This is a genomic window from Micromonospora sp. M61, assembly GCF_018070245.1.
Lineage (GTDB): Bacteria > Actinomycetota > Actinomycetes > Mycobacteriales > Micromonosporaceae > Micromonospora > Micromonospora zamorensis.
Genome location: NZ_JAGPYA010000073.1, coordinates 19,269 through 30,874, shown reverse-complemented (window position 1 = coordinate 30,874; position 11,606 = coordinate 19,269). Strand labels below are relative to the sequence as shown.

At 70.4% G+C, this 11,606-nt stretch carries 7 protein-coding genes and 1 tRNA gene; 1 reads left to right on the top strand and 7 read right to left on the bottom strand.

Going from position 1 to position 11,606, the window contains the following annotated elements; translation table 11 throughout:
• Positions 1 to 169: 169 nt before the first annotated feature.
• The 3 genes from KBX34_RS29200 to KBX34_RS29190 all read right to left on the bottom strand — a co-directional run bounded on the left by KBX34_RS29200 (position 170) and on the right by KBX34_RS29190 (position 3,749).
• A complete protein-coding gene (locus tag KBX34_RS29200; RefSeq protein ID WP_210928181.1) occupies positions 170 to 1,408 on the bottom strand; it encodes an NAD(P)/FAD-dependent oxidoreductase in 1,239 nt (412 codons plus the stop codon).
• A complete protein-coding gene (locus tag KBX34_RS29195; RefSeq protein ID WP_210928173.1) occupies positions 1,398 to 3,515 on the bottom strand; it encodes an MMPL family transporter in 2,118 nt (705 codons plus the stop codon). Before KBX34_RS29195 ends, KBX34_RS29200 begins: the two co-directional genes overlap by 11 nt.
• A gap of 161 nt (positions 3,516 to 3,676) precedes the next feature.
• Positions 3,677 to 3,749: transfer RNA gene (locus KBX34_RS29190), tRNA-Asn, on the bottom strand.
• 295 nt (positions 3,750 to 4,044) lie between these two features.
• Here KBX34_RS29190 and KBX34_RS29185 point away from each other — a divergent pair.
• A complete protein-coding gene (locus tag KBX34_RS29185) occupies positions 4,045 to 4,458 on the top strand; it encodes a hypothetical protein (protein ID WP_088949629.1) in 414 nt (137 codons plus the stop codon).
• 64 nt (positions 4,459 to 4,522) lie between these two features.
• On the opposite strand, the gene KBX34_RS29180 is transcribed toward KBX34_RS29185, so the two are convergent.
• From KBX34_RS29180 to KBX34_RS29165, 4 genes are all read right to left on the bottom strand, one after another.
• Positions 4,523 to 5,530 carry a sugar phosphate isomerase/epimerase gene (locus KBX34_RS29180; RefSeq protein WP_088949630.1) on the bottom strand — a complete coding sequence of 336 codons (1,008 nt, stop codon included), beginning with the start codon at positions 5,528 to 5,530 and terminating at the stop codon, positions 4,523 to 4,525.
• Positions 5,531 to 5,741: 211 nt separating this feature from the next.
• A complete protein-coding gene (locus KBX34_RS29175) occupies positions 5,742 to 6,245 on the bottom strand; it encodes a sensor histidine kinase (protein WP_210928171.1) in 504 nt (167 codons plus the stop codon).
• Between the two features lie 252 nt (positions 6,246 to 6,497).
• On the bottom strand, positions 6,498 to 8,606 hold the full coding sequence (locus KBX34_RS29170; protein WP_210928169.1) for a ThuA domain-containing protein: 2,109 nt from the start codon (positions 8,604 to 8,606) through the stop codon (positions 6,498 to 6,500).
• A 75-nt stretch (positions 8,607 to 8,681) separates the two neighbouring features.
• Positions 8,682 to 11,540 (bottom strand): PQQ-dependent sugar dehydrogenase, encoded by a 2,859-nt coding sequence (locus KBX34_RS29165; protein WP_210928167.1) that lies wholly within the window; start codon positions 11,538 to 11,540, stop codon positions 8,682 to 8,684.
• Positions 11,541 to 11,606: the final 66 nt, after the last annotated feature.

Genomic DNA, 11,606 nt, shown 5'->3' with positions numbered 1-11,606 from the left:
ACCGAGGGATTATGAGTCCCCTGCTCTAACCGGCTGAGCTACCGCCCCGAACACCGCGCCGGATCTTATCCCGCTCGGCGATCAGCAGCCAGCACCGAGCCGGCCGGCGCCCACGCCTGCACCAGCACGATGGGCTACAGGAATATAACAGCGTGCTCGGGTACGCCCGTCAGCCGGCGCGCAGCTCCTCCAGCACCTCTCCGGCGGCGCGCCAGCCGCTGGCGAGAGCGCCCTGGATGGACGGGCTGTCGCGGTGGTCACCGGCCACGAACAGCCCCTCGCCCAACGACACGGGCTTGCGTAGCCGCCCCTGCGGTGGTGGCGCGGCGGGCAGCGCGTTCGGGACGGCCACTGTGGTGAGGTGTGTCCAGTCGGCGGTGGAACGGCCGTACAGCCGGGTCAACTCGGCCCGTATGGTCGACTCGGGTGGGGCGCTCGGGCCGACCACCGACGTGGCGACGAGGTGCCGTCCGGTGGGCGCGTAGGTCGGGGCGGCGTTGCTGAGCACCACTGTGTTCGCCACGATCTCGCGCCGGTCGCCGTCGACGAGCAGGATCGGTTCGGTCAGCGGCGGCTCGGGCGCGCTGTGGTAGTAGGTGGTGTAGCTGTGCATCCGTACCGTGGCCAGGGTCGGCAGCAGCGCGGACGCGGCGGGTGGGTCGACGGCGACCACGACGGCCCGGCAGCGGATGTCGCCGGCCTGGGTGCGGACCTGACCGGGGGCGACCTCGGCGACCGGCATGTCCAGGTCGAGCAGGTCGGCGGGGAGCGGGTCGGCGATGGCCCGGGGCAGCGCGGCCATTCCCTCGGCGGGCAGGCCGATGCGGCCGCGGGCGAACGACCGCAGCACCATCGCGAGGACGTGGCTGGACGTGGCCAGTTCCCGGTCGATGAACACACCGGACAGGAACGGCCGCAGCAGCTCCTCGATGATCGCGTCGGAGAGGCCCGCCCGGCGGAGCGCGGTCTCGGCGCTGGTCTCCGGTGCGGCGAGCAGCCGGGACGTGGGCAGTGTGGCGCAGCCGGTGGCGAGCGCGGCGAAGCGCAGCCGGTCGCGCAGGGAGCCGATGCCGGCGAGCGCGGTGCCGGGGGCGCCGGTCGGCTCCCGCAACGGGTTGACCAGCCGCAGCAGGTCGTCGCCCTTGCGCACCAGCACGCCGGAGGTGAAGTATCCGAGGTCGAGCCGGTCGGTGTCGAGCAGCGTGCCGAGCCGGGGGTAGGCGGTGTTGAGCACCTGGAAGCCCCGGTCGACGAGGTGTCCGTCGACCACGTCGGTGGCGACCCGGCCGCCGAGTCGCCCGCTGGCCTCCAGCAGCCGCCAGGGCACGCCGGCGCGGTGCAGCCGACGGGCGGCGGCGAGGCCGGCCAGGCCGCCGCCGACGATGACCACGTCGGTCTCAGCCAGCATCGCGCGCCTCCCGCTCACCGTTCGCCCGGGACAGCCGGCCCGGCCACCAGATCTTCGGCCCGATGTCGTACGCGAGTGCGGGCACCAGCAGCGACCGGACGATGATCGTGTCGATCAGTACCCCGATCGCGACCGCCGTACCCAACTCGACGAGCACCACGAGGGGCAACACGGCGAGGGCGGAGAAGGTCGCGGCGAGCACGATGCCGGCGGAGGTGATCACCCCACCGGTGACGGCCAGGCCGGCGAGCACACCGGCGCGGGTGCCGCGCTTGACCGACTCCTCCCGGACCCGGCTCATCAGGAAGATGTTGTAGTCGATGCCGAGCGCGACCAGGAACACGAACGCGAACAGCGGGAACGACGAGTCCACGCCGGGAAAGTCGAAGACGTGGCGGAACAGGATCGCGCAGAGGCCGAGTGTCGCCCCGAAGCTGAGCAGCACGGTGGCGATCAGCAGCACCGGGGCGAGCAGCGCGCGGAGCAGCAGGGCCAGGATGACCGCGATGACCACCAGCACCACCGGGATGATGACGTTCTGGTCGCGCTTCGCGGCGTCCGAGGTGTCCACGTTGATCGCGGTGAAGCCGCCGACCACGGCGTCCGCGCCGGGCACCTGGTGTACGGCCACCCGCAGCTCGCGGAGGGTCCGCTCGGCGCCGTCACTGTCGGGTGGATCGGCCAGGGTCGCCTCCAGCTGGACCCGCCCGTCGACGACCTTCGGGGTGGCGCTCGGATCGGGTGGGCCGGTCTGCGGGCCGGTGGATAGCGGGCGGACGTCGGCCACGCCGGGCACGCCCTGCGCCACCTGGGTGACCTGCCGGGCGGTCTGTTCGGTGGTGAAGATGGTGGCCGGGCTGCCCGTGCCGGCCGGGTAGTGCCGCGCGATCACCTCCTCGCCGGCGACCGAGTCGGTGCGCTGGGTGAACAGGTCGGACTGGCCGAGGGTGGTGGCGCCGAGCTGGGTGAGCCCGAGCGTGAGGACGGCCAGTACGACCGCGGTGCTCAGCCAGATCGGTCGGGCGTGCCGGGCCACGAAGCCGGCGATGCGGCTCCAGATGCCGTGCTCGGCGCGTGGGTCGGCCTGATCCTCGCGGGGCCGTCGGGGCCAGAACGCCCAGCGGCCGCCGAGCACCAGCAGCGCGGGCAGGAAGGTGAGCATCACCAGCAGGGTGGCGCCGATGCCGATGGCGGCGACCGGGCCGAGCGCCCGGTTGGAGTTGAGGCTGGACAGCAGCAGGCAGAGCAGGCTGACGATGACAGTGCCGCCGGACGCGATGATGGCCGGTGCGGCGCCCTTCCACGCGGTGCGCATGGCGGCCCAGGGGCGGTCGTGGCGGTGCAGCTCCTCCCGGTAGCGGGCGATCAGCAGCAGCGCGTAGTCGGTGCCCGCGCCGAAGACCAGCACGGTGAGGATGCCCTGGGCCTGCCCGTTGAGCTTCACCACGTCGGCGTCGGCGAGCAGGTAGACGAACACCGAGGCGAGGGCGTACGACATCCCGGCGGCCAGCAGCGGAAAGATCCAGAGCACCGGGCTGCGGTAGACGACCAGCAGGATGATCAGCACCACGACCAGGGTGACCAGCAGCAGTGGCCCGTCGATGGCGGAGAACACCTCAATCAGGTCGGCGAGCAGGCCGGCCGGTCCGGAGACGTCCACGGTGAGGCCGTCACGGTCCCCGCCGGTGATGTCGCGCAGCTGTTCGACGACAGTGCCGATTTCCTCGCCCTCGGCGTCGTCCACCGGCACGACGATCTGGAGTGCCTGGCCGTCCTCGCTGGGGATGGGCGGGGGCAGCGGGGCGACCACGCCGGGCACCTGGGCGAACCGGGCCGCGTCGGCGCTCACCCGCTGCCGGTCGGCGTCGGTGATCCCGGAGGGCCGCTCGTAGACGACCAGAGCCGGGATGGTCTGCCGGTCGACGAACTCACCGGCGAGATCCTGGGCGCGGGTCGCCTCGGCGTCGGTGGGCAGGAATGCGGCGTTGTCGTTGGTGGAGACCTCGCTGAGGCGCCCGGCGTACGGGCCGGCCACGCCGCCGATCACCAGCCAGGCCAGCACGACCGCCACCGCGATCAGCGTGGCCCTGCCGCCTCGTCCGGACATCCGCACTCACCCCAAGGATCGACGCATGAATCGACGCAGCGGGAGCCTGAGCGTCGACATCGACCATCCTGCCGCTCAGGCAGGCCGAGGGAGGGTGAAACCGGGGCCGAGCACACGAAAACGCCCGTCGGCGTGCTGCCGACGGGCGTTGGGTGGAGAAGCTCCCCCGATTGGACTCGAACCAATAACCTGCCGGTTAACAGCCGGCTGCTCTGCCAATTGAGCTACAGGGGATCGTGCACCGCTCGGAATCGGATCTCGCCGACGCCGTGCGACGGGACAAGAGTACAGGACATTCCCCGGTGGTGGTCCAGTGGGTTCCGCCCCACCACCCGATGATCAAGACGCGCAGGTCAGGCTCCGGGAGGCATCGACAATCGGGGTAAATCGCCATCCGGGCACAAGCATGCTTGAGCGGAGAGCAGGATGGGTAGTTAGCTGCGGACAGAGGACGCAGGCGCGAATTGGTCGCCTTCCGACGGGGCAACTCGACGGAGCGACAGGCGCGTCAGGTACGGAAGGAGCCGCCATGCGCGGAAAGATCATGTTTCTTGGCGGGCTGGCTGCGGGATTCGTCCTGGGCGCCCGTGCCGGCCGGGAAAAGTACGAGGAGCTCGTTGTTCGGGGCCGCAAGGTGCTCGACCACCCGACCGTCCAGGAGGCGGCCGGGGTCGCGCAGGCCCAGGCCAACAAGTTCTACAGCGAGGGCAAGGACAAGCTCGGCCAGACCAAACTGGGCGAGAAGCTGGGCAGCGGCAACGGTAACGGCAGCACCGGCAAGCAGGAGCTGACCGCCGCCGACGACGCGTTCGCCGGCACGCCCGCAACCGTGGGCGCCAAGGCGGGCACCAGCACGGTCGGCACGACCTCCGGGTCGCCGTCGTCCACCAACAACCCCCGCACCAAGCCGTCCGGCTCGGGCACGAACGCCAGCACGCTCTGACCAACCGCACGTCGACGGGCCGGTCGCCGCAGGGCGACCGGCCCGTGGTCTGTCCGAGGTGCGGTCAGTCCTTGCTGCTGAACGCCGCGTCGAAGGCAGCGCTCGGGGCGTCGAAGGCCAGCCGGCGGACGAACTGCAACGCCTCCGGGGCACCGACGAGCCGGTCCATGCCGGCGTCCTCCCACTCGATCGAGATCGGGCCGGTGTAGCCGATCGCGTTCAGCGCGCGGAAGCAGTCTTCCCACGGCACGTCGCCGTGCCCGGTGGAGACGAAGTCCCACCCGCGGCGCAGGTCGGCCCAGGGCAGGTGCGAGGCGAGCCGGCCACGCCGGCCGTCCCCGGTGCGGACCTTGGCGTCCTTGCAGTCCACGTGGTAGATCCGGTCGGCGAAGTCGAAGATGAAGTTCACCGGGTCCAGCTCCTGCCACACGAAGTGCGACGGGTCCCAGTTCAGCCCGAACGCGGGCCGGTTGCCGATGGCCTCCAGCGTCCGCTTCGTCGTCCAGTAGTCGTACGCGATCTCGCTGGGGTGCACCTCATGGGCGAACCGCACCCCCACCTCGTCGAACACGTCGAGGATCGGGTTCCACCGGTCGGCGAAGTCCTGGTAGCCGCGCTCGATCATCGACGGCGGCACCGGCGGGAACATCGCCAGGGTGTGCCAGATCGACGAGCCGGTGAAGCCGACGACGGTCTTCACCCCGAGCTTCGCCGCCGCCCGCGCGGTGTCCTTGATCTCCTCGGCGGCCCGCTGGCGGACCCCCTCGGGCTCTCCGTCACCCCAGATCCGACCGGGCAGGATGTCCTGGTGCCGCTCGTCGATCGGGTGGTCACAGACCGCCTGACCGACCAGGTGGTTGGAGATCGTGAAGACCTCAAGGTTGTGCTTCGCGAGAGTCTCCCGCTTGCGCTCAACGTAGGAGTCGTCGGCGAGCGCCTTGTCGACCTCGAAGTGGTCGCCCCAGCAGGCGATCTCCAGACCGTCGTAGCCCCACTCGGAGGCGAGCCGGCAGACCTCCTCGAACGGAAGGTCGGCCCACTGGCCGGTGAAGAGCGTGATGGGTCGCGCCATTGTTCTTCTCCCCTGTTGTCATGGGGGATTCCAGGTGCGGACCGGGGCGAGGGTGACCGGACGTACGCGGCACCGGGCGGTCACCGGTGGGTGCGGAACACACCTGGGCCCAGCGGGTTGCGCCTCCCACCGGGTCACCGGCCACCAGCACGGTCGCCGCCCCCACCTTATTTCCGCAGCACCCCATCGGGGAAGCCCTGCGGTCGGCCGATCATCCGATCATTTCCTCGGGTGCGGGCAGCGCGGCCCGCACGGCGAAACCGCCACCGGCGCGTGGGCCTGCGGAGAACGTGCCGCCGAGCCGCTCCGCGCGCCTGCGTACGCCGAGCAGACCCCGCCCGGCGCCCTGGCCGCGCCGGCCTGACGGCGCGGCACCGGTGCCCTCGTCGCGTACCTCGATGGTGATGCCCGTGGCGTCGTAGCGCAGGCGGACCGCGACCGGCGCGCCCGGGGCGTGCCGGCACGCGTTGGTGAGCGACTCCTCGATGATCCGGTACGCCACGACGTCGACCGGCCCGGGCAGCGGCCGGGGTTGCCCGGCCAGGCTCCACCGCACCGGCTGACCTGCGGCGAAGCCCTCCACCAGCGCGTCGAGCCGATTCAGGCTCGGAGTCGGCCCGGTCGGGTCGTCCGGCTCGTCGGGCCGGCGCAGCGCGTCACCCAGCCGGTGCCCCTGCGCCAGCACCATCCCGCGCCACTGCGCGAACCGCCCCATGCAGGTCAAGGTACGGCAGTCGGCTGTGAGCCGGTCCGCGGGCGTCCGCGGGGCGGCGGACGAATCAGTGCGAGCGTGATGCCTCTGAGTCATCAAGATGACTGAGAGGCATCACGCTCGTGAGGGACACCGCTTCCCGACCAGCGCCGTCGCGACGGCCGCCGGGGCACGCCGGCCGGGCTTCGTCGGCACTCGGGCCGGGTGCCTGAAGGGGCCGACGCCGTGAGCGGCGGCCCCTCCAGGCTCAGTCGGTCAGGGCAGGGTCCACTTCTGGTTGGCCGCGTTGAGGCAGGTCCAGAGGTGTACGACGGTGCTGTCCGCCGAGTTGTTGCCGGAGACGTCCAGGCACTTGCCCGACGACGGGTTGCGCAGGGTGCCGTCGGACGCCGCCGCCCAGTTCTGCGCGCCGCTGCCGTTGCAGGTCCAGAGCTGGATCTTGGTGCCGTCGGCGGTGCCGCCGCCGGAGACGTCCAGGCACTTGCCGAGGGCCTTGATCGTCGAGTTCGGCGTCACGGTCCAGGTCTGTGCCGCGCTGCTGTTGCAGGTGTAGAGCTGGATCTGGGTGCCATCGGCGGTGCCGCCGCTGCGCACGTCCAGGCACTTGCCGGCCAGACCCTTGATCGGGCCGACCCCGGTGCCGCCGCCACTGCCCTTGACCAGGGTGAAGTCGTCCAGATCGAAGAGCCCCGTGCCGTTACCGGTGAAGGTGAGGTAGAGGTTCTGGGTGCTGGACGGGACGTTGGACAGCGCCGTGGAGACGTTGGCGAAGGTCGTCCAACTGCCGGTGTTCGGCACCGCGACAGTGCCGAGCACCGGGCCGGTGGCCGAACCGGTGCGCACCTGGATGGCGCCACCCGCGCCGCCGGAGACGACCCGGGCCGTGAACGAGGTGACCCCGGCCAGGTTGACGCCGTTGTACGCGGCCCAGTCACCCGGGTCGATGTAGCCGACGGTCTGCCCACCGTTGGCGCCCGCCTTGGTGAACGCGGAGACACCGTTGGCCGAGCTGAACGCCTCGGCCTGGATCGTGCCGGTGGGCGGTGGCGTCGTGCCCAGCTCCTTGACCCGGATGTTGCGGAACGAGGCGTCGTCACCGGTGCCGTGGTTCTGGATGCCGATGTGACCGGCCAACGAGCGGACCGGGTTGGTGTTGGTGAAGTCGTTGATCTTCACTCCGTTGAGGAAGATCTGCAACCGCTCGCCCTCGACCAGCAGCTCGTAGGTGTTCCACTCCCCCGGCGCGTTGAGTGCCGCGTCGCGGGCCGCCGTGTCAGCCGACTTGAAGGTGTAGACCGACCCGGTCGTGCGGTCGGCGGCGTCGGTGGCGTCGATCTGGATCTCGTAGCCGTTGTCCACCGCGGACCACGGGTCACTGGACGGCGGGAAGCCGATGAAGATGCCGGAGTTGTCGTCCCCGGCCAGCTTCCAGTCCAGCTTGAGCGAGTAGTTGGTGAACTGCTTCGTGTTGTACCAGTACAACCCCATGCCACCGACCGAGGTCAGGGTGGCGTCGGAGTTGGTGAAGTTGCCCGGACCGGCCTGCGACCAGCCGGCCGTCGAGCCGTTGAAGATCGGGGTGTAGCCGGTCTCGGGCCGGCAGTCGGCCTTGCTCCGGCCGGAGGCGTACCGGATGCCGCCGAGCAGGTGCGCCCGGAACCCCGACTCCGCGTACGACGCCTGGGTGTGCCCGGCACCGGTGTAGAACGACCGGCCACCGTTGTAGCTCTTGCACCAGCTCAGCGGGTGGTCGGAGCCCATGCCGCCGCCGGAGTACGACGACTCGTCCAGCGTGGCCAGCACGTGGGCGGTCGACCGGGCGTTGGTCCGGTAGTTGTACCACTCGTCGGTGCGGGTCCAGGTCTGCGGCAGGTGCGCGGTCGCCGCGTGGCCCCGGTCCTCCACCTTCATGTTGGCCTGCTGGATCGCCGGGTGCGAGGCGAACCACGCGCCCACGAGGTTGCCGTAGAACGGCCAGTCGTATTCGGTGTCGGCGGCAGCGTGCACACCCACGTACCCGCGGCCGGAGGCGATGTACGACTCGAAGGCGGTCTGCTGGCTGGCGTTGAGCACGTCGCCGGTGGTGTTGAGGAAGACCACGGCCTCGTACTGGGCGAGGTTGCTGGTGGTGAACGCGGCGGCGTCCTCGGTGGCGGTGACGGTGAAGTTGTTCGCCCCACCCAGGTCGCGGATGGTCTGGATGCCGACCGGGATGGCGTCGTGGCGGAACCCGGCGGTCTTGGAGAACACCAGCACGTCGTACGGGGCGTCGGCGGCGCTGGCGGGGCTGGCCGGGGTGGTGCAGGCGATGACGGCGAGTGCGGCCATTGCCGCACCGAGGACGGGTCGCAGGAGTCTGCGCATATCGCTCTCCTAATTGCGGTTAGGAGGGGCCCCTCGCACCACACTAGGCGTTGACAAGAGGCCCCTCCGCTCAGCTCAGGGCAGGATCCACTTTTGGTTGGCGGCACCGCTGACGCAGGTCCACAGGTGGACCGCAGTGCTGTCGGCGGAGTTGTTGCCGGAGACGTCGAGGCACTTGCCGGACGACGGGTTACGCAGCGTGCCGTCGGCCTGGGCCGCCCAGTTCTGCGCAGCGGTCCCGTTGCAGGTCCAGAGCTGGATCTTGGTGCCGTCGGCGGTGCCACCACCCGAGATGTCCAGGCACTTGCCCAACGACCTGATCGTGGAGTTCGGCGTGACCGCCCAGGTCTGCGCGGCGCTGCCGTTGCAGGTGTAGATCTGGATCTGGGTGCCGTCGGCCGTGGCGGCGCTGCGCACGTCCAGACACTTGCCGCCGAGACCCTTGATCGGGCCGCTTCCGCCGGTCGGGGGCGTACCGGTGACGAAGGTGAAGGCGTCCAGGTCGTAGAGCGCCCCGGTGCCCGACCCGGCGAAGGTCAGGTAGAGCGTGGTCGTGCCGGTCGGCGGGCTGGTGATCGTCCCGGTCACCGTGGCGAAGGTTTCCCAGCCGCCGGTCACGGGGACCGTGGCCGAGCCGAGCACCGTGCCGGTGGCGGAGCCGGCCCGGACCTGGAGGGTGCCACCGGCACCCGCCGAGGAGACCCGGGCGTTGAACGAGGTCACGTTGCCGAGCCGGTACGGCTGGAACGCGATCCAGTCACCGTTGTTGATGTCGCCGACGGTCTTTCCACCCTCGGCCGTGGTCTTGCTGAACACGTTGATCCCGGACGAGGTGCCGTAGAACTCGGCCTGGCGGTGCCGCGGCGGCAGGGTGTGCTGGGTGTGCGTGGTCAGCCCGCCCGCGTCGGTGTACTCGGCGTCGAAGATCGCGAAGATGTTCGCCGCGTCGTCGTGCTCACCGTCGACCGGGATGGTGATCGAGCCGGAGCAGCCGGTCTGCGACGTGATCTGGTGCCCGTGCTGGTCGTGCCCGAGCACGTAGGTCATCTTGACCTTCGTGCAGTCGATCGTGCCGTCCTCCGGGTCGGTGACCGTGATGCTGAACGGCACCGTGTCACCGAAGCTGAACAGCTGCCCGTTGCCGGGGTTGTTGATGGTCACCGTGGGCGCGGTGTTGCCAACGCTGATCCGGACGCTGCTGCTGCCGGTGGCGCCCTGCGGGTCCCGGACCGTCAGGGTGGCGGTGTAGCTGCCGTTGGCGGTGTAGGTCTTCGTCGGGTTGGCCGCGGTCGAGGTGGTCCCGTCACCGAACGCCCACGAGTACGTCAGCGCTCCGCCCTCGGGATCGGACGAGCCGGCCGAGGAGAAGGTCACCGCGAGCGGTGCCGCACCCGAGGTGCGGTTGGCGCTGGCCACGGCTGTGGGTGCCCGGTTGCCGCCACCGACGTAGTCGAAGCGGTAGAGCGCCGAGTTGGCGTCACCGTTGAAGTAGCCGGTGCCGTAGTCGAGCACGTAGTACGCGCCGTCCGGGCCGAACGCCGAGTCCATCACCTGCTTGCCGACCCAGGGGAAGGTGTCGATGGTGCCCCGGGAGCCGTCGGAGTTGACGTGGATCGGCTTGATCCAGCCACGGCCGAACTCGGTGGCGAAGAACTGGCCGTCGAAGGACTGCGGGAACTTGGTGGTGGAGGTCGACGAGGCGTTGTACCGGTAGACCGGGCCGCCCATCGGCGACTCGGAGCCGCCGCCGAACTCGGTCGGGGTGCCGGCGTCGCCGGCGTACCGGATCCAGGCCGGCTGGGCCGGCGGCAGGGTGGTCAGGCCGGTGTTACGGAACGAGTTGTTGGTCGGCCCGCCGGTGCAGTTGTACTTCGCGCCGCTGGTGTTGGCGGCGAAGTCCCACTCGTTGTACGTCTCGGTGGAGGTGTTGGTGCCGGTGCAGTACGGCCAGCCGTAGTTGCCCGGCGCGGCGACCCGGTTGAACTCCACCTGGCCGGACGGCCCGCGGGTGGAACTGGTGGTGCCGGCGTCCGGCCCGTAGTCACCGACGTAGACGACACCGGTGGCCTTGTCCACGCTGATCCGGAACGGGTTGCGGAACCCCATCGCGTAGATCTCCGGCCGCGTCCTGGCCGTGCCGGGCGCGAACAGGTTGCCCGACGGGATGGAGTAGGTGCCGTTGGCGTTCACCTTGATCCGCAGGATCTTGCCCCGCAGGTCGTTGGTGTTGCCGGCGCTGCGCTGCGCGTCGTACGCCGGGTTGCGGTTGGTCCGCTCGTCCAGCGGCGAGTAGCCAGCCGACTCGAACGGGTTGGTGTCGTCACCGGTCGACAGGAAGAGGTTGCCGGCCGCGTCGAAGTCGATGTCCCCGCCGACGTGGCAGCACACACCTCGGCTGGCCGGGACGTCGAGCACGTCGACCTTGCTCGCCTGGTTGATCGTGAAGTCGGAGTTGAGGGTGAACCGGGAGAGCCGGTTGACACCGTTCCAGGCCGAGAAGTCGGTGCCGGTGGCCGGCGCGTCGCCGGCCGGCGTCGACAGCGGCGGGGCGTAGTACAGGAAGATCTGGCGGTTGCTCGCGAAGTTCGGGTCGACGCCGACGCCCTGCAACCCCTCCTCGTCGTGCTGGTAGACCGACAGGGTGCCGATCACGGAGGTGGTGCCGCTCGCATCGGTGCGGCGCAGGGTGCCGTTGCGGGCGGTGTGCAGGACGGAGCGGTCCGGCAGCACCGCCAGCGACATCGGCTCACCCATGTCGCTCACGCCACGGGCGAGCTCGACCTGCTGGAAGTCGGTCGCGTTGATCGTGTGCGCCTGCGCGGGGGTCGGGCCGGCGCCGAGGGCTACCGTGCCGGCCGCGACCACCAGCAGCGCTGCCGATCCGGCGGAGAACCATCGCCGGGATCGTTGTCTTGGAGCGTCCTTCATGGACATGTGTGCTGCCCCTTCCTGACGAGTGACTGCCAGGCGGGCGCGCGCCGTCGCGCCGGATGCCGTAGC